The following is a 21,120-nucleotide window of genomic DNA, read 5'->3' on the forward strand; positions in this document are numbered from 1 at the left end:
TTCGAGCAACAGGGAGAGCCGTCGTGGCCAAGCCGAAAGACACCTATTACCTCACCGCCCATTGCCCGGGCAGCCTGGGCACCGTGGATGTGGTGACCCGCTACCTGCGCGAGCAAGGCTGTTACGTGGTCGAAATGCAGACCTTCGACGACGTGCTCAGCGAGCACTTTTTCATCCGCGCCGAGTTCCGCCCGCCCCGGGACACCGCCTTCGACGAAGACGGCTTTCGCGCCGGTTTCCTGCCCCGGGCCGAACAGTTCGGCATGCAGTGGGAGCTGGTGGCCAGCAGCTACCGGCCCAATGTGGTGATCCTGGTGTCCAAATTCGATCACTGCCTGAACGATTTGCTGTACCGCTACCGCACTGGCCAGCTGGCCATCGAGATCCCGGCCATCATCTCCAACCACCCGGATCTGCAGCGGCTGGCCGACTGGCACCATATTCCCTATTACCACCTGCCGGTGAGCGAGGCCAACCGGGAGCAGCAGGAAGCCCAGGTACTCGGCATAGTGCGCGAGTGCGAGGCGGACCTGGTGGTGCTGGCGCGCTACATGCAGGTGCTGAGCCCGGCCCTGTGCGAGCAGCTCAGCGGCCGGGCCATCAATATCCACCATTCCCTGCTGCCCGGCTTCAAGGGCGCCAAGCCCTACCACCAGGCCTATCACAAGGGGGTCAAGCTGGTGGGGGCTACAGCACACTACATCAACAATGATCTGGACGAAGGCCCCATCATCACCCAGGGGGTGGAAATGGTGGATCACAGCCACTACCCGGAACAGCTGATCGCCAAGGGACGGGACATAGAGTGCATCACCCTGGCCCGGGCGGTGCAGTACCATATCGAACGACGGGTGTTCCTGCACAACGGCAAAACGGTGGTCTTCACCAGCTGAGCCGGCGCCGGGGCGCGCGTCCCGGCCCCGGCAAGATTCAATCAACGGAGCCTATGCTTTCATGAACAAATCCATCCTGGCCGGGGTACTGGCCCTGGCGCTGACCGGTTGCGCCAGTCAGCAGCCGGACCAGCCCTTCACCCTGACCCTGGCCCATGTCAACGACACCCACTCCCATTTCGACCCCAGCGACGCCCGGCTCCGGCTCGACGGCACCGAGGTCTATACCCGGCTGGGCGGCCACCCCCGGCTGCAGCAATACGCCGGCGAGCTGCGCCGCCAGGCCCGGGAAGCGGACCAGCCGCTGTTGCTGCTGCACGGCGGCGATGCCTGGCAGGGCAGCGGCTACTTCCGGCTCAACCAGGGCGCCATGAACGCCGATGTGCTGAGCCGGCTGCAGTTCGACGCCATGGCGCTCGGCAACCACGAATTCGATCTCGACAACGAACGGCTGGCGGCCTTTATCGCCGGTGTCGATTTCCCGGTGCTGGCCGCCAACCTGGATGCCGGCCGGGATCCGCACCTGGCGGAACTCGACAACCTCAGGCCCTATGTACTTTATGCCTTCGACGGCCACGACAAGGAGCGCATCGAGCGGGTGAAGGACGCCGGCCGCGATCCCGTGGTGGCGGTGATCGGCCTGGTGCTGGAAGACATGCCCGAGATAGCCGCCACGGTGGGCGAGCTGGTGTTCGAACGGGAAGTCGAGGCCGCCCAGCGCACCGTCAGGGCGCTGCGCGAGCAGGGCGTCAAGCACATCGTTGCCGTGACCCACCTCGGCCTGGAGCGGGACCAGCGCCTGGCCCGGGAAGTCAACGGCATCGACGTCATCGTCGGCGGCCATTCCCACAGCCTGCTGGGGGATTTCAGCAACCTGGGCTTGGGCGAGGGCGAACCCTATGCCCGGCTGTTCACCAACCAGGACGGCCGGGGCCGTACCTGTGTGGTGCAGGCCGGCCAGCATGCCCAGGCCATGGGCCGGGTGCAGGTGACCTTCACCCCCGACGGCCGGGTCAGCCGCTGCGAGGGCGGCAACACCCTGCTGGCGGACCGGGTATTCTACCGGGACATCCGCCGGGGGGAGCAACACCGGTTTGACGACGCCACCCAGCAGCGGCTGGCCGAGGCGGTGGCGGCCGCGCCCAATATCGCCCTGGTGGAAGAGGATCCGGCGCTGCGCGCCCATATCGACGAACAGTACCGGCCGGCCCTGCTGCAGGCTTACGGCCAGGTGATCGGCCATGTGCCCGGGCTGCTGCGCCATCGCCGGCTGCCGGTGGACGGCCAGGGATCAGACGTCGCCCCGCTGGTGGCCGCCAGCCAGCTGTACTGGGTCAATACCCCGGCGGTGCAGGCGGTGACCGGACGGCGTGCCGACTTCGCCCTGCTGGGCGCGGGCGGCGTGCGCACCGATCTTGCGCCCGGCGAGATCAAGGAAGGCGACGTCACCCTGGATATGCTGCCCTTTGCCAACGCCCTCAGCCTGGTGTCCCTCACCGGGCGCCAGGTGGCGGGCCTGCTGCTGGAAACCATCAATGCCTCCCTGCCCGAGGGCGCCCACACCGGCAAATTCCCCTATGTGGCCGGACTGCGCTACCAGTTCGACGAAACCGGCAGGGACAGGGGCTTTTTGCGGCGCATCGAGTATTTCAACCAGGGCCAGTGGCAGCGGCTCGATCCGGATGCCAGCTACCAGGTGGTCATCAACGGCTACCACGCCTCCGGCAACGACGGCTGGAACACCCTGTTCGAGGCCCAGCAGGTGCTGACCGACCGCATCGACCTGGCCTGGGTCAACGGCAAGCTGGCGGCCTTTCCGGTGGCCAGGCTGAGCCGGACCCAGGGCGGCGGCGTTCAGGTGCACTACATCAACCAGCCGCTCGACTGCCAGGCCGACGGCGTGCGCTGCAACACCGATGCCCAGGCCTTTGTGGACTATGTCCGCGAGCAGCGACCGGTGCTGACCGCCCTGCCCGAGTCCGGGGTGGTCCTGAACCGGCTCTGAGCCGGGGTGTTTGTGCCCGGGCCCGGCCGTTGCACGGCCGGGCCCGTTTTTTTTAGTGCAAGCCGGCAGATCGGCGGGCGGTCTGATGCCGAAATCTCCCAAGGAGTAAATTGCATGGGCAACAGGCCGCTGCCGTCGAAACTCTGCGCCCTGTGCGGGCGGCCCTTCGATTGGCGCCGAAAATGGGCGCGGGACTGGGAGCAGGTACGCTACTGCTCCGAGCGCTGCCGGCGCAACCGTTCGCGGCGACGGCCGGGTAGGTGATTTCCGGGCAAAAAACGGTGGCCCTATATACACTTTAGGCAGTTACCGCCCGAGAGAGGAGATCCCATGTCCGTCCAGGCCGCCTTTTCGTTGCTGCCCGCCCGGCGCTGGCTGGTGGGACTCTTGTGGTGCCTGCTGTTGCCCGCCTGGGCCGGTGCGCTGCCGCCGGCCGAAGGCCCTGTGGTGCTGCGGGTGTCGGGCCTTATCGGCAACACCAACAGCCCCGGCGTCGCCGAATTCGACCAGGCCATGCTGGAGGCGCTGCCCCGCCATGAGTTCACCACCCATACCCCCTGGACCCGGGGCGAACACCATTACCGGGGCCTGCTGGTGCGGGATTTGCTCGCCCTGGTGCAGGCCGGCGGCCGGCAGGTACGCATTACCGCCCTCAACGACTTCCATGCCAACCTGCCGGTGGCCCTGGCCGAGCGCTTTCCGGTGCTGCTGGCCACCCATCAGGACGGCATCCGGATGCGGGTGCGCGACAAGGGGCCGCTGTGGCTGCTGTTGCCCCTGAAGGACGTGCCCGAACTGGACACCAAGCAGTACCACGAGGTGATGGTGTGGCAGATCAACCGGATGGAAGTGTACTGACGGTGGCGCGCTTCAAACTGCTTATCCTCACCCTGATCAGCCTGCTGTTCCTGCTGAGTTCGGTATACAGCTACAACCGGGATCTGGAGGTGGTCGGCTATGTGTCGTCCACCATCAAGTCCATCGGCTGGGCCAGCTCCGAGCTGGAAATGGAGCTGCTCAAGTTCGACCAGGCGCTGGACCGGCTGGCGACCGGGCGGCTGCCGGCGGACCAGCTGCAGCTGCGCTTCGACCTGCTGTGGAGCCGGATCGATGTGCTGCTCCACGGCGCCGAAAACGCCCCCCTGCGGGCCCAGCCCGGCACCCTGCCGCTGTTGCAGCATATCCAGCAGTGGCTGGCGGACATCGACGAGACGGTGGCCGGGCTGGCCGCCGGCCAGGCGGAGCCGGTGCGGGCCCTGCAGCGGGAGCTGGACCATGTCCGCCAGCTGGCGCGCGATTTCAACGTCATCAATTTTTCCGCCACCAGCTCGGTGCAGCAGCTGGACATGATCGACGACATCCGCCGGCGTTCCCTGTTCTACCTGGGCGGCCTGTTGCTGAGCGGGGGCCTGCTGCTGTTGCTGCTGTTGCGGGAAAACCGGCGCAACCACTACCTGGCCTACCACGACAACCTTACCGGCCTGCCCAACCGGGCCCGCTTCTACCAGTACATGGAGCAATTGCTGGCGCGCCAGGGCAGGGAGCCGGGGCGCTTTGCCCTGCACATGATCGATCTCGACAACTTCAAGGAAATCAACGACAGCCTGGGCCACGAGGCGGGAGACCAACTGCTGTGCGCCATGGCGGAACGGCTGCAGCGCGGCCTGGCCGGGCAGGGGCTGGTTGCGCGCATCGGCGGCGACGAGTTCGTGGTGATCCAGACCGGGCTGCGCCGGGAAGGGGACGCCCGGGCCCTGGCCCGGCGCATGTGGCACCTGCTGCGGGAGGCCATTACCCTGCCGGCGGGCCAGTTGCTGCCCCGGGCCAGTATCGGCAGTTGCCTCTATCCGGAGCACGGCCGCAAGGTGGCGGAGCTGCTCAGCCATGCCGACACCGCCATGTATTACGCCAAGGGCCAGGCGGGCGGCACCTTCCGCGAATTCGAGCCGAGCATGAACGAGCAGCGCATCCGTGCCCGCCGGCTGGCGGTGGAGCTCAAGGGCGCCATGGAGCGCAACGAGCTGTATTTCCACTATCAGCCGATTTTCATCCTGGGGCCGCTGCGGGTCGAGGCGGTGGAGGCCCTGCTGCGCTGGCAGCACCCGGAATACGGCCAGGTGCCGCCGCTCGAAATCGTGGCGGTGGCCGAGCAGCACGGCCTGGCCGAGGCGCTCAACGAATGGGTGCTGCGCGGTGCCTGCCGCCAGTTGCGGGACTGGCACCGGGAAGGGTTCGAGGGGCTCAAGGTCAACGTCAATATCAGCCCCAATATCTTCGCCCGGGGACGGCTGGCCCGGGTGGTGTCCGAGACCCTGGCGCAAACGGGCATCGATTGCCACTGCCTGGTGCTGGAAATCACCGAGGACACCAGCCTGTGGGACACTGCGGCATCCGTCGACACCCTGGCCGAGCTGCGGCGCATGGGGGTGGGCATCGCCCTCGACGACTTCGGCACCGGCTATTCCTCCTTCAGCCACCTGCGCCAGTTGCCGGTGAACAAGCTCAAGATAGACAAGTCCTTTATCCAGGATCTGCCGGGGGACACCCGGGCGGTCAACATGGTCAGTACCATCATCGCCCTGGCCCACCATCTGGACATGAGGGTAACCGCCGAGGGCGTGGAGGAACCCGCCCAACTGGCCATGCTGCAAAGCCTGGGGTGCGATCTGTTCCAGGGATATTACCTGGCCCGCCCGGCCGGCATCATTGAAATCCGCCGTCTGCTCGAATACCCGCCGGCCCTGGCCGAACTGCCCTCGCTGCTGGTCGCCGGCGCCCGCCCGCCGGGGGCCGGCCGGGACGGCTGAACCGCGCCGTCCCGGTCTGCCCCGGCAACGCGCCGGGGCGCCCATCCTCAACCCCTGTGTTTCAGGCCGGTTTGTTCCCGGCCAGCCCTGCCGTTGCTCCCTTTCAAATTGAGATAAAGATCACAATTTTAAATCAACAACAAATATCCCATTTTTATTTACGTTGTTTCTGCTTCCGCCAGCCGGTGCCGGCAAAAGGCCTCGGTCAGCGCCGCCAGGGCGGGATAGAAGGCGCTGGCGGGGGCAAGCCGGGCGGCCCGCTGGCTGAAGGCGGGCAACCAGGAGCACAGCTCCTGGCGTAAAAACTGGCCGATGCCCGCAAGGGCGGAGTCCCGCTCGGCGGGAGTCCGGGTTTCCGCCAGCTGGCGATAGCCGCCGGCCAGGTAGTCGAGCATCACCGCCAGGTGGTCCGCCGGCTCGTTAAAGTCCTCGGCCGGGGCCACGCCGGCATCCGCCAGGCGCTCGGCCATGCGCTGGGCGGGCTCGGCCATAAAGCCGCCCCGCTCCGACAGATAGCAGGAGGCATAGGGCGCGGCGCAGTGGCGGGCATCGCCCAGAAACAGGGTGGCGAAGTCCGCTGCCAGCTCCAGCCGGGGCTGGGCCAGCAGGGACAGGGTGGCCAGGGCCTGGCGCAGGCGCCGGGCCTCGGCGGCCAGCCCGTCCTCGGCCAGCCAGTCGAGCAGGGGGGCGGCGTCGCCGGCCAGGTAGGCCTGCAGGGTCGGCTCGTCCAGCTCCCGGGCCAGCAGGGTGGCCAGCCACTGGCAGAGCAGGGCCTGGCGCTGAAAGTGCTCGGCTGAAAGGGGCGGGCAGGTGCCCGCCGCTGTCGTGTGCATCATCCCACCTCCACTATCTCGGGGCCGCCGAAGGCGGTGACCGCCGGCGCCTCGCCGCTGAATTTTTCAATCTCCACCAGGCAGGTGTTGGCACTGGTGGCCTGGGCCAGCTTGGAGGTGCCGACATCCAGGGTCAGGGTGTTGGGATCGCCATAGGTGTCGAGGGCGCCGATACTGGCGTCCACCGGGCCGTACCAGGCACCTTCGTGGATGCGGATCACCCCGGACGGGAAGCGGTCCGACACCCGGGCGCCGGCCAGCAGCTGGCCCCGGTCGTTGTATACCCGCACCAGGTCGCCGTCGGCAATGCCCCGGGCGGCGGCATCCGCCGGGCTCAGGAACACCGGCTCGCGGCCCTGCACCGCATAGGTGGCCCGGTATTCGTCCGACTCGCACATCTGGGAGTGCAGCCGTTGATCCGGGTGCACCGACTGCAGCCACAGCGGGTACTTGTCGGAGCCCGGGCCGCCGTGGGAGCGTTCGGCCTTTTCCATCCACACCGGGTGGGCCTTGCAGTCGTCGTAGCCGTAGTTGCCTATCTTGCGGCTGGTGATCTCGATAAAGCCGGAAGGCGTGCCCACGGCGTTGACCTCGGGATCTTCCCGGAAGGCGGCGTGGCGCACCCAGTTTTCCCCGTCGCCAAAGTCCACATAGCCGGCTTCCCAGAACTCCTCGAAAGAGGGCATGGCATAGCTGCCCTCGTTGGCGGCCTTGCAGTCGTTATACAACTGCTCCAGCCACTGGCGCTCGTCCTTGCCCTGGGTGTATTCCTCGTGGCGGCCGAAGCGGCGGCACAGATCGGTGAAAATGTCGAAATCGCTGCGCGAATGGAACAGGGGGTCCACCAGCTTGTGCATGGCCAGCAGGCCGCGCTTGGCGTAGGAGCCGTAGATATCGATGTCGTTGCGCTCGAACTGGGTGCAGGCGGGCAGCACCAGGTCGGAAAAGCGGCAGGTGGCGTTCCAGGAGTAATCGATGGTGACCACGGTTTCGAGCTTGCGAAACGCCTGCTTCATGCGGTTGTGATCCTGGTGGTGGTGCCAGGGGTTGCAGCCGCTGAAGATGCACATGCGGATGTCGGGGAAGGTCACCTCGCTGCCGTTGTACTGGATTTTGCCGCCCGGATTGAGCAGGCAGTCGATCCAGCGGGCCACCGGAATAATGCGGCTGGCGCCCCGGTAGTCGTTGTTGTCGTGCTTGGGTGCCTTGCCGGTGTCCGGGTTGCGGGGAAAGGCGCCCGGCGCGCTGGCATTGGTGGCCGGCACCCCGATGGAGCTGTAGTGGTGGGCATAGCTGATGCCGCCGCCGGGCAGGCCGATTTGTCCCAGCATGGCCGCCACCACGGCACCGGCCCAGTAGGGCTGCTCGCCGTGCTGCTGGCGCTGGATGGCCCAGCCGAAAATCAGCTGGGTGCGATCCGCCGCCAGCAGGCGGGCGAACTCGCGGATGTCCTCGGCCTCGATGCCGCACAGGGCCGCCGCCCATTCGGGGGTTTTCTCCACCTGGTCCTCGGTTTTGCCCAGCACATAGTCGATAAAGGGCTCGAACCCCAGGGTGTAGGTATTGAGGAAGGTTTCGTCGTGCAGCCCCTCGCTGTACAGGGTATGGGCAATGGCCAGCATAAAGGCCACGTCGGTCTGGGGATGAATGTACAGGTGCTCGCAGCCCAGGTATTGCTGGGTTTTGGAGCGCACCGGATCGATGCAGATCACCCGGATGCCGCCGGCGGCGATTTTTTCCTTCAGCTCGGCCAGGTAGCCGTAGGCCTGGTGGGTTTCGCAGTTCCAGCCCACCTGCAGGTTTTTATAGGGGTCGTTGGCCCACAGGATCAGGGTTTTGGTGTGCTCCAGGATCAGCGGCCAGGAAGTGCCCTGGTCGTACACCTCGGTCGAGCCCAGCACATAGGGCATGATGACCTGGCCGGCGCCGGTGGAATAGTCGCCCACCTTGTCCACGAAGTTGCCGTGCATGCCCACTGCCCGCTGCATATGGTTGCCGCAGGTGTGCAGCTGGCCGGTCTGGCGCCAGCCGGTGGCGCCCGGGTAGAGCGCCCAGGGGCCGTGCTCGGTTTGTACCCGCTCCAGCTCCTGGTAAAACAAGTCCAGCGCCTCGTCCCAGGTCACGCGCACAAAGCGGTTGTCGCCGCGCTGGGTCGTATCGCTCCGGTGGCGGTTTTTCAGCCAGTCCAGCCGCACCATGGGATAGCGGATGCGGGACGGATTGTAGATAAGCCCCTTGATGCCGTTGAGCATGTCGGTGGGGTGCTGGTCCAGCTCGAAGGGCTTGACCTCGGTGACCACGCCGCCCTTGACCAGGGCCTTGAAGGCGCCCCAGTGGGAGCCGGCCATTTTCCAGCTGCCCTCGGCGGACACCGCCGCCTGGGCGGTGCGCACCAGCAGGCCGGGGCCGATCAGGGCGGCGGCGGAGCCGGCCGCCAGGCCCTGCAGAAAACGTCTACGAGTGAGTGCCATAAATTCCCCCTGTTAATGCGCGCCGTCGACAAAGTCGGACGAATGTTTTTGCAGATATTTGAGCACCAGCGCCTGGGTGGCGGCATCCATATTGGTAAAGCCCACCATGCCGGCGAACATGCCCGGCCAGGTATTGGCGTCGAAGTGGGCCTCGGCGGGTTGCGAGTGGCAGACGCTGCAGGCGGTGCGGTAGGTTTCCCGGGCATAGTTCCACACATCGTCCGCCTCCGGCAGCAGGGCGCCTTTTTCCGCCCACAGGGCGATATCCACCTGCTCCCAGGGCAGGCCGGTCATTTCGTCCACCTTGGCCTCGCCGATCACGCTGACCAGGCTTGCGTCCTGGGAAACCTCTTTTTCCAGCACCAGGTTGGTGATGTTCATGCCGAAGTCTTCATACAGCACCCGGCCAAAGCCGCGGGTCTTGCGCCAGGAGGGGATGGACAGCTTGACGCTGTCGCCACGGGTTTCCAGCACCTGCACCGGGGTGGCGGCTTCCAGTTCGCCGGCGCGCTGGGTCAGACTCTGATCCAGATACAGGGTAATGGCCTTGACGGTGTAATAGTCTTCGCCGGCACCGGCGTTCAGGCTTTGGGCCCGCTGCTCAAGCTGGTCGAGGGCCGGATCCTTGAAGGTCATCTGCTCGGGCAGGTGGTGGGCGATGCCCTTGTGGCAGTCGATGCAGCTCTGGTTGCGCTCGGCCGCCGGCAGCATAAAGCGGCGGGCGTTGTCGGACATTTTGTCCCAGTTCATGCTGTTGTAGTCGTGGCAGTTGCGGCATTCGAGGGAGCCGTTGGCGGACAGCCGGGCCCACTCGTGCTGGGCCAGCTCCAGCCGTTTTTCGAGGAATTTTTCGCGGGTGTCTATGGTGCCGAACACCTTGCCCCAGACCTCCTTGCTGGCCTGCATCTTGCGGGCGATCTTGTCGGTCCAGTCGTGGGGGACGTGGCAGTCGGGGCAGGTGGCGCGCACCCCGGAACGGTTGGACCAGTGCACCGTGCCCTGCAGCTCCTGGTAAACGTTGTTTTCCATTTCGTGGCAGCTGATACAGAACTGCTCGGTATTGGTGACCTCCAGCGCGGTGTTGAAACCGCCCCAGAAGATGATGCCTGCCAAAAAGCTGACCAGGGTAACGGCGCCCAGGCTGAGGTGGACCGGAGGCCGCTTGAGGATATGCCAGAGTTTACGGATAAGGTTCATGATGATGCTCGCTCAGGGTCGACAAACTGGAAAAAAGGGAAGGAGCCGGCGTCAGCCGTGGCCCGGCGGGCCGAACACCAGTTGCAGCATCCACACCACAAAGCCGTAACCGCCGACGAAGACGACGCTGAGCAGGGGGAAGAACACCAGGGTAATAAACAGCAACGACAGCCACTCCCGGCTTCGGCTGGCAGTGCTGGTGGAGGTCCGGTTATTCATATGGGCACCTTTACAAGCAGGGAAGGCGGCATGGCAACCGCCATCGGTGGGGCACCGGAGGGATGCGCCCGTTGGACAAGGAATAGTTCCAGTATAGGACTACCCAACAAGTAGTAGTTGATCTTTATCAAGTCCGGGTGGCGGCAGGAGCTTGAATGGTGTTTTTTTACCAATTTATAAATAGCTGTTCCGAATAGTCGATCACTGCCGACAGCGACCGGGGGCTGCTAAGCAGACCCTTCGCGCCAGGGGGCGCGAAGCGCCTGGCACAGTCCCGGGACTGCACCAGAATGGCGCCCTTGCACCCGGGTTTGCACCACTTTGGTGAGGCTGGCCGGGGTATACTTGTTATCGTTGCTTTCGTAAGTTTTCAACCAGTTGTTTTTATTATGATTTAAATAATTGGCACGGATCCTGTTTACCTCCCTGGGCCGTTCTCCCCGGCATGTACACCATCATGATGGCCACCCGGAGCGATCCCATGCTGAAAATCACCCATTACCTGGGCCGGACCCAGGACAAGGTGCACGATACCCTGACCCTGCCTTTTGAGCTGCGTCGCAAGGGGCGGCTGCGTATTTTCAGCGACAGCGGCGCCGAGGTAGCGCTGTTTTTGCAACACGGCCCATGGCTGGCCGAAGGCGACCGGCTCAAAAGCGAGTGCGGCCGGGTGTTCGGGGTGCGTGCCGGGCTGGAGCCGGTGGTGACCGCCCATGCCCCGGACTGGCCGAGTTTTGCCCGCGCCTGCTACCACCTGGGCAACCGCCACGCCGGCCTGGAGCTGGGGCCGCTCTGGCTGCGCTTTGCCCCCGACCATGCGCTGGAGCGCCAGGCCGAGCAACTGGGCCTGCGGCTGGAGCGGGGCCGGGCGGCCTTTCATCCGGAAGGCCGGGCGCCGGACGAGGAAGAAGACGAACACCCCTGACGCCAGCCCTGTCCCGGCGGTCAACTGGCCGGTCCTCTCATTGCCAAAGGCGCCTTTTGAGTCGATAATTTCCGGTTCCTACAACCTGTTCAGAGCAATCCCCCATGCTTGAAAAATACTTTCATTTAAAGGAACTGAATACCGACGTCCGTCGCGAGGTGGTGGCCGGTATCACCACCTTCCTGACCATGGCCTACATCATCTTCGTCAACCCGGCCATCCTGGCCGATGCGGGCATGGACAGGGGAGCCGTGTTCGTGGCCACCTGCCTGGCCGCGGCCATCGGCTGTTTCATCATGGGCCTGCTGGCCAACTACCCCATCGCCCTGGCGCCGGGCATGGGGCTTAACGCCTTCTTTACCTATACGGTGGTGCTGACCGAGGGCTACAGCTGGCAAACCGCCCTGGGGGCGGTGTTCTTCTCCGGCTGCATCTTTGTGCTGCTCAGCCTGTTCAAGGTGCGGGAGTGGATCATCAACTCCATTCCGCAACCGCTCAAAATCGGCATCGCCGCGGGTATCGGCCTGTTCCTGGCACTGATCGGCCTGAAAAACGCCGGCATCATTGTCGATCACCCGGCCACCCTGGTGACCATAGGCGACGTTACCAGCCTGCCCGTGGGCCTGGCGGCGCTGGGCTTTTTCCTGATCATCGGCATGGCGGCACGGGGCATGCGCGGGGCCGTGATGATCGGCATCCTGGTGATCACCGGCCTCGGCATCGCCTTTGGCGACGTGCAATACGCGGGCATCATGTCGGCCCCGCCCTCCATCCTGCCCACCTTTATGCAGCTGGACATCGCCGGCGCCTTTAACGTGGGCATGCTGTCGGTGATCTTCGCCTTCCTGTTTGTAGACCTGTTCGACACTTCCGGCACCCTGATTGCCGTGGCCCAGCGCGCCAAACTGCTGGACGAACAGGGCCGGCTGCCGCGCCTGGGCCGCGCCCTGCTGGCCGATAGCACCGCCTCCATCACCGGCTCCATGCTGGGGACTTCCACCACCACCTCCTACGTGGAAAGCGCCGCCGGGGTGGCGGTGGGCGGACGCAGCGGCCTCACCGCCGTGGTCACCGGCCTGATGTTTGTGCTGGCCTTGCTGTTCTCGCCCCTGGCGGGCATGGTGCCGGCCTACGCCACCGCCGGCGCCCTGGTATACGTGGCGGTGCTGATGATGGCCCAGCTCAGCCACCTGCACTGGGACGACATCACCGAAGCGGTGCCCGCCGTGGTGGTGGTGGCCATGATGCCCTTTACCTTCTCCATCGCCCACGGCATTGCGCTCGGCTTTATCAGTTACGTCGGGGTCAAGCTGCTGTCCGGCCGGGCGGCCGAGATAAGCACCACCGTCTGGGTGCTGGCGGCACTCTTTGTGGTGAAGTTTGCGGTAGGCCTGTAACCTGTGCCGGGGGCCTGGTCGACTGAAGTCGACCCTACGGGCCGGCGCTGTGGGAGGAGGCTGTAGGGTCCATTTCAATGGACCTCCCACCACCGGTGCCGGGTTCGGTCGAATAAATTCGACCCTACGGCTCTCACAGCCCCAGGCGAAAACAAAAAAGCCCCGGAAATCCGGGGCTTTTTGCGCTTTGGCCGGTGCTTCTACGAAAGGGCGGCAAGCACATGCTTGGGGTCACGCTCAATGGCGCGCAGCAGGGCTTTGGCGGGACCCGTGGGCTCACGCCGCCCCTGCTCCCAGTTACGCAGCGTGCCCACGTTCACATCGATCAACTTGGCAAAACGCTGCTGAGTCAGGCCGGTATTTTTGCGAATAGCCTTGACCTTGACGGCGTCTATTACCACCTCGCGGGAAGGCTGTCGTTCCCCTTTAACAATTTCATCCATCTGGGTCATGCTCTCGACCAGACGGTCAAACAGTGCTTTATCCATGACTCCATCCCTCATTGATAGTACGTAGAACCTTCTTCTGCTCAGGCGTTAAATCGTCTTGTATACCTTTCTTGTAGATGAATATCATCCTGATCTGGCTGTCGGCGCTGAGGTGGTAGTAGATCACCCTTACTCCACCTCGTTTGCCCTTGCCCTGCGCGCTCCAGCGCACCTTTCTGAGTCCGCCTGTATCCTGGATCACCGGCCCGGCTTGCGGGTTACTGGCCAGGTGTTCCTGCAAGGCACGGTACTCGTCATCAGGGAGCAGCTCCTTCACATCGGCGGTAAAGATCGGGGTTTCGATAAAAATCATTGGCTACGTCATTGGCGTACTTTGATACTAATTGTGTATTTTTCTTCCGCATAACACAAGGCGTGTTTTGCCCAATGGTTGTACGGCTCCTGTGGGTGCCGTTTTCTCCACACCCGGACAACAAAAAAGCCCCGGAAATCCGGGGCTTTTTGTGTGGTGGCTCGTGCCTGCGCTCCGGGTGCGGCCCTGATGGGGCGCATGGTGTCCGGCCTTGATGGGGCGCGGGCGGCCCGCCCGCAAGGGGGTCATGCCCTGGCTGGGTCAGGGCATCAGGGTTGGCGCTTTGCGCCAAAGCAGGCGAGCCGCCTGCGCTCCGGTTGGGTCTTGATGGGGCGCATGGTGTCCGGTCTTAATGGGGCGCGGGCGGCCCGCCCGCAAAGGGGTCATGCCGTGGCGGGGTCAGGGCACCAGGGTTGGCGCTTTGCGCCAATGCAGGCGAGCCGCCTGCGCTCCGGCTGCGGCCTCGATGGGGCGCATGGTGTCCGGTCTTAATGGGGCGCGGGCGGCCCGCCCGCAAGGGGGTCATGCCGTGGTGGGGGCAGGACACCAGGTTGGCGCTCTGCGCCAATGCAGGCGAGCCGGGTGCGGCCTCGATGGGGCGCGGGCGGCCCGCCCGCAAGGGGTCATGCCGTGGCGGGGGCGGGGCAGCAGGTTGGCGCTCTGCGCCAAAGCAGGCGAGCCGCCTGCGCTCCGGTTGGGTCTTGATGGGGCGCATGGTGCCCGGCCCTGATGGGGCGCGGGCGGCCCGCCCGCAAAGGGGTCATGCCCTGGCGGGGATGGGGCAGCAGGTTGGCGCTCTGCGCCAATGCAGGCGAGCCGCCTGCGCTCCGGTTGGGTCTTGATGGGGCGCATGGTGTCCGGTCTTGATGGGGCGCGGGCGGCCCGCCCGCAAGGGGGTCATGCCGTGGCGGGGGCGGGGCAGCAGGTTGGCGCTCTGCGCCAATGCAGGCGAGCCGCCTGCGCTCCGGTTTGGCGCTCCGCTTTGGCATAAGGAGCGAGCCGCCTGCGCTCCGGGGAGGCAGGCGGCCCTGGAGGTTAGAACTCGGCGTTGCGCGGGGTACGGGGGAAGGGGATAACGTCGCGCACGTTACCCATGCCGGTCACATAGGCCACCAGCCGCTCAAACCCCAGGCCAAAGCCGGCGTGGGGCACGGTGCCGTAGCGGCGCAGATCCCGGTACCACCAGTAATCTTCCTTGTTCAGGCCCATCTCCTCCAGCCGCTGGTCCAGCACCTCCAGCCGCTCTTCCCGCTGGGAGCCGCCGATGATCTCGCCGATGCCGGGGGCCAGCACGTCCATCGCCGCCACGGTTTTGCCGTCGGCGTTGAGGCGCATATAAAAGGCCTTGATGTCCTTGGGATAGTTTTTCACCACCACCGGCGCCTTAAAGTGCTCCTCGGCCAGGTAGCGCTCGTGCTCGGAAGACAGGTCTATGCCCCATTCCACCGGGAACTCAAAGCTCCGGCCGCTTTCTTGCAAAATACGCACCGCGTCCGTGTAATCCACCTGGGCGAAGTCGGTGTCCACAAACTCCTGCAGCCGGCGCACCGCGTCCTTGTCGACCCGCTCGGCAAAAAAGGCCATATCGTCCATGCGCTCGGCCAGCACCGCCTTGAACACATACTTGAGCATCTGCTCGGCCAGGCGGGCGGCGTCGTCCAGGTCGGCAAAGGCCAGTTCGGGCTCCACCATCCAGAACTCGGCCAAATGGCGGCTGGTGTTGGAGTTTTCGGCGCGGAAAGTGGGGCCGAAGGTATAGATTTTGCTAAGGGCGCAGGCGTAGGTTTCGGCGTTGAGCTGGCCGGACACGGTAAGGAAGGCTTCCTTGCCGAAGAAATCCTCGCCAAAGTCGATGTCGCCCTTGTCGGTGTGCGGCAGGTTGTGCAGATCCAGGGTAGACACCCGGAACATCTCCCCGGCGCCTTCGCAGTCGGAGGCGGTAACGATGGGGGTAGCGACCCACATATAGCCGTGTTCGTGGAAGAAACGGTGCAGCGCCTGGGACAGGCAGTTGCGTACCCGGGCCACGGCGCCAATCAGGTTGGTGCGCGGGCGCAGGTGGGCGTATTCGCGCAGGTATTCAATGGAATGGCGCTTGGCGGCCATGGGGTAGGTATCCGGGTCGTCCACCCAGCCCACCACCCTGACCCCGGTGGCCTGCAGCTCAAAATCCTGGCCCTGGCCCTGGGAGGCGGTGACGGTGCCGGTCACTTCCACCGAGCAGCCGGTTGTCAGACGCACCACTTCAGACTGATAATTCGCCACTTCGCTGGGCACCACTGCCTGTACCGGATTGAAACAGCTGCCGTCGTGTATTGCCAAAAACGAAATGCCCGCCTTGGAATCGCGGCGGGTACGAATCCACCCCTTCACGGTCAGGGTGGTGCCAACGGGATACTTGCCCGCCAGCACATCGGTAACGGATGCGTGGGTCATCTTGGGTCGCTCTCCAGCGTTAAACAAAATCGGCCCGGGGCCGATAGACTCTGTACAAGAGGGCTAATGTTACCCGTGTAGTCTCAGGACTCAAGCAAAAGATGGCGAGGAGGTTGGCGATGGCAACAAGGCGCAAGGACTGGCTCGGCAGGCTGCTGGCCGGGCTCACCATAGGCGGCTGGACCCTCTATGTGCTGCTGCTGATCCTCTTTCACTACGGCCGCCCGGAGCGCCGTTTCGGCTACCTCAGCTACCTGGAAGTGGAGGTCCGCACCCACTGGCTGACCCTGCCCACCCTGTGGTTCCACCTCGGTATCTGGGGCGCCCTGGGGCTGGCGGTGACCACCTTTACCCTGGTGCACCTCAAGGGCCGCCGCCACAGCCAGTACCTCAAGGTCTACCTGGTCATGCTGGCCTCGGCCGCCGTGTTCACCCTGCTGCTGTATTACTTCTACCCCGAATAGCCAAAGCCGGGCGGCTTGGGATGACCTTTGGGCCGTAATACACTGGCGCAAAACAGCCGGAGAACAACGTGATTTTGCTAAGTCCACTACAAAAAGCCCTGGCAACCCTGCATCTGGCGCTTGACCAGCCCAAGGACGAGTTTATCCGCGACGCCGTTATCCTGCGTTTTGAATACAGCTATGAGCTGGCGTGGAAACTATTGCGCCGCTATCTGGCTGAGGATGTAGGGGCCGAAACCCTGGCCCCCCTGAGTCGCAAGGATCTGTTCCGCCTCGCCGCCGACAAGCGGCTTATCGTAAGCCCCTTGCCCTGGTTTGATTATCACCATGCCCGCAACATCACTTCCCATACCTATGATGAGGCGGTAGCGGAGCAGGTGTATCAGGTCGCTGTTGCCTTTTATGACGATGCCATGGCCCTGCTGGCCGAGCTGGAGCGACGCAATGGCACAGATTGATGCAGACGATCTGACCTTGCTGCTCCACTGCCTTCGGCACACCCTGCCGGTGCAAGAGGGCATTCGTGTTTATGTGTTCGGCTCCCGGGCCACCTACAAGGCTCGCCCTTATTCCGATCTGGATCTGGCACTGGAACATCCGAGTCACCCCCTGCCGCCCGGCCTCCTGTTTCAGCTTCAATCCGCCCTGAGCGAGTCGGACTTGCCCTACAGGGTGGATGTCATTGACTTGAACGCCGTCAGTGATGAATTCAGGCAGGCGATAGCCCCCGATCTTGTCCCGCTGGAACTGAAATAACCGGCAGTCCGGCCCGAACGACCGCCAGGGCATATACTGAGGCAATAGCCGATGCCGGGAGGGAGACCGATGCTGCGTATAGTGGGGTTATTGTGGGGATTGATGCTGAGCACCGCGGTGCCGGCGAGCGAGCCCCTTTACTGGCACCGGGGCGACAGCCTGAACGAGGCGGGGCGGGTGCTGCACGATTTGCTGCTGCCCGAGCCCGCCGCCTTTGCCGCCCTGGGCCCGGCCGGGCGGGACGCCTGGCTAACCCGCGAATGGCGCCGGGTGCTGGCCGGGCGCGAGCGCTTTGCCCAATACACCCTGCCCGCCCACTGGCGCGCCCCGGCCTTTGAACAGGCCCTGCGCGAGGGCCGCCAGGCCGGCTACCTGGCCGGCCAGGTGCCCGACTACGAAGGCTACCGGCAACTGCACCGGCATTACCGGCAACTGGGCGAGCGGCCCGAGCCGGCCCCGCTGCCTCCCGGGCCCGAGGTGCGCCCCGGCGAGCGCGACGCCGCCATTCCCGCCCTGCGCCGCCGCCTGGCCGAGCTGGGCCGCCCGGCCCCGGCGCCCGCCGGCCGGGCCGACGCCCTCGACCCCGCCCTGAGCGCCGAACTGCGCGCCCTGCAACAGGCCGCCGGCCTGCCGGAGCACGGCCGGCTGGACGCCGCCACCCGCGCCCTGCTGGACCGCCCGCCCGGCGCCCTGCGCGCCGAACTCAGGGCCAACCTGCGCCGCTGGCTGCTGCTGCCCCCCGCCAGCCGCGACTATGTGCTGGTCAATATTCCCTCCTACCGCCTCACCCTGGTGCGCCAGGGCCGGCCGAGCCTGGCCATGAAGGTAATAGTGGGCCGCCCCGACTGGCCCACCCCCGAGCTGGCCACCCATATTCACGCGCTCAAGGTCAATCCCGACTGGACCCCCACCGCCAACATAGTGCGTGAAGACTTGCTGCCCGCCGAGCGCCGCAGCCCGGGCTTTTTGGCCCGCAACGGCTTTTCGGCCCGGCTGGATCAGGGCGAACTGTCGCCGTCCGCCATCGACTGGTCGGCCCCGCCGCCGGGCGTGCGCCTGGTGCAGGCGCCGGGCCCGGGCAACGCCCTGGGCCGGCTCAAGTTTGAAATGCACAACCGGTTCGACGTTTACCTGCACGACACCCCCGACAAAGCCCTGTTTGCCGAGCCGATGCGCGCCCTGAGCCACGGCTGCGTGCGCCTGGCCGAGCCCGCCCGCCTGGCCCGGGGCCTGGGCTGGCAGCCCGGCGAGGGCCAGGCCACCCGGCTGCTGCCCGCGCCCGAGCGCCTGCCGGTGTATCTGGTGTATTTTACCGCCTGGGTGGAGCAGGGGCGGCTGGTGTTCGCCCGGGATATTTACCGCAAAAACGAACGGGAAACAGGCTGAGCCCGGCCCGGCAAGGTGCCCGGCGGCATGTTTGCCGGTGTTATTGCCCCACCCCGGCCGGCGCCGGGGTTTTTTATGGCGGCCATATGGCGCCGGTGATAAGAGTGAATGCTTGAGTCAGTTTTCATTTGGCAACCTTTTATCCCGCTATTGGCGGGGTTTTGAGCAATGGTCGAAAAAACAGAAAGGTTGTGCCCCGCCCGGGCGCCAACCCTTCTGAAAAAGTCCGCTTTTTCGCCTTTCTTAAATACACGCCGCTGGGCTATAACTAACTACAAGCGATTCAGCTTAAGGCCCGGCACCCGCCGGAACATATAATCGAGCGGAAAGGAGGCGGCGCGACTATATGCACAACAGGCACCCCGGGTGCCAGGCAACACCTTAAGAGGTTTCCCGTAACGGAACTGAAAATACAAACATGGATAGAGGGTATTTTTATGAATATTGCAAAAGAACTGCTTCGCCTGGTTAATGATGAAGAAGGTTTGACTACCGTTGAATATGCAATTGCTGGGGCTCTTGTTGCAGCTGCCGTAGTTACTGCATTTACTCAGCTTGGTAATTCTGTAGGTGCTCAGGTTGAACGTTTGTGTGATGCTGCTAGTACTGGTGTTTCTGACGCTAGCGTAACATGTGATAGAACCACACCATAATTATGGTTTAGGGCGTCTGTTTTTTGACGCCCTTTTTTTATTTTTAAATGGTGACGCTATGGAACAGCTACCATTACTCTTATTTTTAATGGCTGCGGTCTGGATGGACTTGACCAGCCATAAAATCCCCAACTGGCTGACCTTAAGCTTTATTCCCCTGGCGCTGCTGTTTCATTCCTATTTTGGCCAGGGTTTTCCCTTTGCCCTTACCGGCCTGGTGTATGCCTTTATTGTGCTGTTTCCCTTTTTTATCTTTCGCTTTATGGCCGGCGGCGATATCAAGCTGGGGCTGGCCATTGCCACCTTTGTGGGCTGGCAGGTGTTTCTGGAGTCCCTGCTCTATGGCCTGATGCTGGGCCTGCCCCTGGTGCTGGTGCTGGCCTGGCGGCGGGTGGGCTGGCAGGGCTTTAAAACCACCTTTACCCGCTACGGACTCATACTGGGCACCCGCCGCTACCTGGCGCCGGTGCCCGGCGAAATGGCCGGGCTCAGGGTGCCCTACGGCCCGGCCCTGGCCCTGGGCGCCGCCCTGGCGGTGGTGCTGAACAAGTACCAGATCTTTACCCTGGTATCCTAGCTGTCAGACGAGGTCTTTGACTGACGGCTTACAGCTTACAGCGCAAAAGGAGGTCACAAGGATGTACCTGCCCAAACCCAAAACCCTGGCCGAAACCGGCCTGTCCCGCGAGCTGCTGGGCCGTTTGCTGCTGCGCCATATCCAGGAAGAAGGCTCCCTGGCCCTGCCCGCCCTGGCCGATCGCCTGTGCCTGCGCGGCAGCATTATCGAACCGCTGCTGCAGGAGCTGAAAACCCTGCAACTGGTGGAGGTGCGCGCCTCCGGCCGGGTGGACGACGCCATTCGCTACGCCCTGACCCAAAAGGGCCAGGCCGAGGCTCAGGATATTGCCGCCCGCGACGGCTACCTGGGCCCGGCCCCGGTGCCCCTGGCCGACTACAACCGCCTGGTGCTGAGCCAGTCCCTTGGCGAGCGCGGCATCCGCCGAGAGCCCCTGCTCAAGGCGCTCGGCGACATGGTGGTGGACGAAGAGCTGATCAACACCCTGGGCCCCGCGCTCAACTCCCGCCGGCCGCTGCTGATTTACGGCCATGCGGGCACCGGCAAAAGCTTTTTGTGCCGCCGCTTCAACCGGATTTTCGACGAGGGCATCGCCCTGCCTTATGCCATTGCGGTGCAGAACACCATTATTCCGGTGTTCGACCCCCTTTATCACTGGCGGCTCAATGACGACGACACCGACACCGACGGCCGCTATGTGCGTTGCCGGCGGCCGCTGGTGATGGTGGGCGGCGAACTCAAGCTGGATATGCTGGAAGTGCATTTCGACCATCAGTCCCGCCAATACAGCCCGCCGCTGCAACTCAAGGCCAATAACGGCGTGTTTTTAATCGACGACCTGGGCCGCCAGCGTTTTTCTGCCGACGAACTGTTCAACCGCTGGATAGTGCCGATGGAAGAACGGCGCGACTTTTTATCCCTGCCCAACGGCCTGCACTTTGATATTCCCTTTGAACAGATATTGGTGTTTTCCACCAACCTGGACCCGGAAACCATTGCCGACGAGGCCTTTTTACGCCGCCTGGGATATAAAATACACCTGCAGGCCATGCCGGAGCCGCTATACCGGAAAATATGGAACATGAACCTGGAACAATACCAATTGGTGGCGGACGACGCCGCCTTTCGCTTTATGGTGGACGAATTGCACGAAGGCAGCGGCAAACCGCTGATTGCCTGTTACCCCCGGGATATTCTGGGCATAGCCCGGGATATTATGCATTTCAGCGGCCGCGCCGGCGAACCCCTTGGCCGGGAAATTTTGCGTCGCGCCTGGAACATGTATTGCGTGCACTGACTA

At 64.3% G+C, this 21,120-nt stretch carries 21 protein-coding genes; 14 read left to right on the forward strand and 7 right to left on the reverse strand.

Going from position 1 to position 21,120, the window contains the following annotated elements; genetic code table 11:
• Window positions 1-23: 23 nt before the first annotated feature.
• The 5 genes from purU to C7I36_RS03195 all read left to right on the forward strand — a co-directional run bounded on the left by purU (window position 24) and on the right by C7I36_RS03195 (window position 5,705).
• Window positions 24-893 carry a formyltetrahydrofolate deformylase gene (gene purU / locus C7I36_RS03175; RefSeq protein ID WP_106452281.1) on the forward strand — a complete coding sequence of 290 codons (870 nt, stop codon included), beginning with the start codon at window positions 24-26 and terminating at the stop codon, window positions 891-893.
• 61 nt (window positions 894-954) lie between these two features.
• Window positions 955-2,898 carry a bifunctional metallophosphatase/5'-nucleotidase gene (locus C7I36_RS03180; protein WP_106452282.1) on the forward strand — a complete coding sequence of 648 codons (1,944 nt, stop codon included), beginning with the start codon at window positions 955-957 and terminating at the stop codon, window positions 2,896-2,898.
• 114 nt (window positions 2,899-3,012) lie between these two features.
• On the forward strand, window positions 3,013-3,162 hold the full coding sequence (locus C7I36_RS03185) for a DUF2256 domain-containing protein (protein WP_106452283.1): 150 nt from the start codon (window positions 3,013-3,015) through the stop codon (window positions 3,160-3,162).
• A 66-nt stretch (window positions 3,163-3,228) separates the two neighbouring features.
• On the forward strand, window positions 3,229-3,756 hold the full coding sequence (locus C7I36_RS03190) for a putative pterin-binding protein (protein ID WP_219899591.1): 528 nt from the start codon (window positions 3,229-3,231) through the stop codon (window positions 3,754-3,756).
• Window positions 3,726-5,705, forward strand: a complete 1,980-nt coding sequence (locus C7I36_RS03195; RefSeq protein WP_245880019.1) for a putative bifunctional diguanylate cyclase/phosphodiesterase — start codon at window positions 3,726-3,728, stop codon at window positions 5,703-5,705. The genes C7I36_RS03190 and C7I36_RS03195 overlap by 31 nt, the downstream gene beginning before the upstream one ends.
• Window positions 5,706-5,863: 158 nt before the next feature.
• Here the strand turns inward: C7I36_RS03195 and torD are convergent, their stop codons facing one another.
• Genes torD through C7I36_RS03215 form a run of 4 tightly spaced genes read right to left on the reverse strand, consistent with a single transcriptional unit; the run spans window position 5,864 to window position 10,425 of the window.
• The gene (gene torD, locus C7I36_RS03200; protein WP_106452284.1) at window positions 5,864-6,541 is read right to left on the reverse strand and encodes a molecular chaperone TorD; all 678 of its coding nucleotides are present in this window, start codon (window positions 6,539-6,541) and stop codon (window positions 5,864-5,866) included.
• Entirely contained in the window at window positions 6,538-9,009 is a 2,472-nt protein-coding gene (gene torA, locus C7I36_RS03205) for a trimethylamine-N-oxide reductase TorA (protein WP_106452285.1), read from the reverse strand. The genes torD and torA overlap by 4 nt, the downstream gene beginning before the upstream one ends.
• Before the next feature lie 12 nt (window positions 9,010-9,021).
• Entirely contained in the window at window positions 9,022-10,206 is a 1,185-nt protein-coding gene (torC, locus tag C7I36_RS03210) for a pentaheme c-type cytochrome TorC (RefSeq protein WP_181256281.1), read from the reverse strand.
• 51 nt (window positions 10,207-10,257) lie between these two features.
• A complete protein-coding gene (locus tag C7I36_RS03215; protein WP_106452287.1) occupies window positions 10,258-10,425 on the reverse strand; it encodes a periplasmic nitrate reductase, NapE protein in 168 nt (55 codons plus the stop codon).
• Window positions 10,426-10,906: 481 nt separating this feature from the next.
• On the opposite strand from C7I36_RS03215, the gene C7I36_RS03220 reads away from it, so the two are divergent.
• Together C7I36_RS03220 and C7I36_RS03225 are read left to right on the forward strand one after the other, a co-directional pair.
• Window positions 10,907-11,350: an urease accessory protein UreE gene (locus tag C7I36_RS03220; RefSeq protein ID WP_106452374.1), complete on the forward strand. Its 444-nt coding sequence runs from the start codon at window positions 10,907-10,909 to the stop codon at window positions 11,348-11,350.
• Window positions 11,351-11,454: 104 nt separating this feature from the next.
• Window positions 11,455-12,747 carry an NCS2 family permease gene (locus C7I36_RS03225; protein WP_106452288.1) on the forward strand — a complete coding sequence of 431 codons (1,293 nt, stop codon included), beginning with the start codon at window positions 11,455-11,457 and terminating at the stop codon, window positions 12,745-12,747.
• 200 nt (window positions 12,748-12,947) lie between these two features.
• Here C7I36_RS03225 and C7I36_RS03230 read toward each other — a convergent pair whose 3' ends face one another.
• The 3 genes from C7I36_RS03230 to asnS all read right to left on the reverse strand — a co-directional run bounded on the left by C7I36_RS03230 (window position 12,948) and on the right by asnS (window position 15,984).
• Window positions 12,948-13,235, reverse strand: coding sequence for a helix-turn-helix domain-containing protein (locus C7I36_RS03230; protein WP_106452289.1), 288 nt, complete (start codon window positions 13,233-13,235; stop codon window positions 12,948-12,950).
• Window positions 13,228-13,548 carry a type II toxin-antitoxin system RelE/ParE family toxin gene (locus C7I36_RS03235; RefSeq protein ID WP_106452290.1) on the reverse strand — a complete coding sequence of 107 codons (321 nt, stop codon included), beginning with the start codon at window positions 13,546-13,548 and terminating at the stop codon, window positions 13,228-13,230. The genes C7I36_RS03230 and C7I36_RS03235 overlap by 8 nt, the downstream gene beginning before the upstream one ends.
• A gap of 1,035 nt (window positions 13,549-14,583) precedes the next feature.
• Window positions 14,584-15,984: an asparagine--tRNA ligase gene (gene asnS, locus C7I36_RS03240; protein WP_106452291.1), complete on the reverse strand. Its 1,401-nt coding sequence runs from the start codon at window positions 15,982-15,984 to the stop codon at window positions 14,584-14,586.
• Window positions 15,985-16,103: 119 nt separating this feature from the next.
• On the opposite strand from asnS, the gene C7I36_RS03245 reads away from it, so the two are divergent.
• The 7 genes from C7I36_RS03245 (at window position 16,104) to C7I36_RS03275 (ending at window position 21,117) form a co-directional block, all read left to right on the forward strand.
• Window positions 16,104-16,448: a hypothetical protein gene (locus C7I36_RS03245; RefSeq protein ID WP_106452292.1), complete on the forward strand. Its 345-nt coding sequence runs from the start codon at window positions 16,104-16,106 to the stop codon at window positions 16,446-16,448.
• Window positions 16,449-16,516: 68 nt separating this feature from the next.
• Window positions 16,517-16,906, forward strand: coding sequence for an HI0074 family nucleotidyltransferase substrate-binding subunit (locus tag C7I36_RS03250; RefSeq protein WP_106452293.1), 390 nt, complete (start codon window positions 16,517-16,519; stop codon window positions 16,904-16,906).
• A complete protein-coding gene (locus C7I36_RS03255) occupies window positions 16,893-17,204 on the forward strand; it encodes a nucleotidyltransferase family protein (protein WP_181256282.1) in 312 nt (103 codons plus the stop codon). Before C7I36_RS03250 ends, C7I36_RS03255 begins: the two co-directional genes overlap by 14 nt.
• Window positions 17,205-17,273: 69 nt before the next feature.
• Window positions 17,274-18,590 carry a L,D-transpeptidase family protein gene (locus tag C7I36_RS03260; RefSeq protein ID WP_106452295.1) on the forward strand — a complete coding sequence of 439 codons (1,317 nt, stop codon included), beginning with the start codon at window positions 17,274-17,276 and terminating at the stop codon, window positions 18,588-18,590.
• Window positions 18,591-19,027: 437 nt separating this feature from the next.
• Entirely contained in the window at window positions 19,028-19,243 is a 216-nt protein-coding gene (locus tag C7I36_RS03265) for a pilus assembly protein (RefSeq protein ID WP_106452296.1), read from the forward strand.
• 58 nt (window positions 19,244-19,301) lie between these two features.
• Window positions 19,302-19,820, forward strand: a complete 519-nt coding sequence (locus tag C7I36_RS03270; RefSeq protein ID WP_106452297.1) for an A24 family peptidase — start codon at window positions 19,302-19,304, stop codon at window positions 19,818-19,820.
• 61 nt (window positions 19,821-19,881) lie between these two features.
• Window positions 19,882-21,117: an ATP-binding protein gene (locus tag C7I36_RS03275; protein ID WP_106452298.1), complete on the forward strand. Its 1,236-nt coding sequence runs from the start codon at window positions 19,882-19,884 to the stop codon at window positions 21,115-21,117.
• Window positions 21,118-21,120 lie beyond the last annotated feature (3 nt).

This window comes from Zobellella taiwanensis (assembly GCF_003012795.1).
In the GTDB taxonomy this organism is placed as follows: Bacteria; Pseudomonadota; Gammaproteobacteria; order Enterobacterales; family Aeromonadaceae; genus Oceanimonas; species Oceanimonas taiwanensis.

Excerpts from the sequence above, each read along its gene's own strand:
- torD (WP_106452284.1), bottom strand. The coding sequence starts at position 6,541 with ATGATGCACACGACAGCGGCGGGCACCTGCCCGCCCCTTTCAGCCGAG.
- asnS (WP_106452291.1), bottom strand. The coding sequence starts at position 15,984 with ATGACCCACGCATCCGTTACCGATGTGCTGGCGGGCAAGTATCCCGTT.
- C7I36_RS03255 (WP_181256282.1), top strand. The coding sequence starts at position 16,893 with ATGGCACAGATTGATGCAGACGATCTGACCTTGCTGCTCCACTGCCTT.
- C7I36_RS03245 (WP_106452292.1), top strand. The coding sequence starts at position 16,104 with ATGGCAACAAGGCGCAAGGACTGGCTCGGCAGGCTGCTGGCCGGGCTC.
- C7I36_RS03215 (WP_106452287.1), bottom strand. The coding sequence starts at position 10,425 with ATGAATAACCGGACCTCCACCAGCACTGCCAGCCGAAGCCGGGAGTGG.
- C7I36_RS03275 (WP_106452298.1), top strand. The coding sequence starts at position 19,882 with ATGTACCTGCCCAAACCCAAAACCCTGGCCGAAACCGGCCTGTCCCGC.
- C7I36_RS03260 (WP_106452295.1), top strand. The coding sequence starts at position 17,274 with ATGCTGCGTATAGTGGGGTTATTGTGGGGATTGATGCTGAGCACCGCG.
- torC (WP_181256281.1), bottom strand. The coding sequence starts at position 10,206 with ATGAACCTTATCCGTAAACTCTGGCATATCCTCAAGCGGCCTCCGGTC.
- torA (WP_106452285.1), bottom strand. The coding sequence starts at position 9,009 with ATGGCACTCACTCGTAGACGTTTTCTGCAGGGCCTGGCGGCCGGCTCC.
- C7I36_RS03180 (WP_106452282.1), top strand. The coding sequence starts at position 955 with ATGAACAAATCCATCCTGGCCGGGGTACTGGCCCTGGCGCTGACCGGT.
- C7I36_RS03220 (WP_106452374.1), top strand. The coding sequence starts at position 10,907 with ATGCTGAAAATCACCCATTACCTGGGCCGGACCCAGGACAAGGTGCAC.
- C7I36_RS03190 (WP_219899591.1), top strand. The coding sequence starts at position 3,229 with ATGTCCGTCCAGGCCGCCTTTTCGTTGCTGCCCGCCCGGCGCTGGCTG.
- C7I36_RS03265 (WP_106452296.1), top strand. The coding sequence starts at position 19,028 with ATGAATATTGCAAAAGAACTGCTTCGCCTGGTTAATGATGAAGAAGGT.
- C7I36_RS03235 (WP_106452290.1), bottom strand. The coding sequence starts at position 13,548 with ATGATTTTTATCGAAACCCCGATCTTTACCGCCGATGTGAAGGAGCTG.
- C7I36_RS03185 (WP_106452283.1), top strand. The coding sequence starts at position 3,013 with ATGGGCAACAGGCCGCTGCCGTCGAAACTCTGCGCCCTGTGCGGGCGG.
- C7I36_RS03230 (WP_106452289.1), bottom strand. The coding sequence starts at position 13,235 with ATGGATAAAGCACTGTTTGACCGTCTGGTCGAGAGCATGACCCAGATG.
- C7I36_RS03270 (WP_106452297.1), top strand. The coding sequence starts at position 19,302 with ATGGAACAGCTACCATTACTCTTATTTTTAATGGCTGCGGTCTGGATG.
- C7I36_RS03225 (WP_106452288.1), top strand. The coding sequence starts at position 11,455 with ATGCTTGAAAAATACTTTCATTTAAAGGAACTGAATACCGACGTCCGT.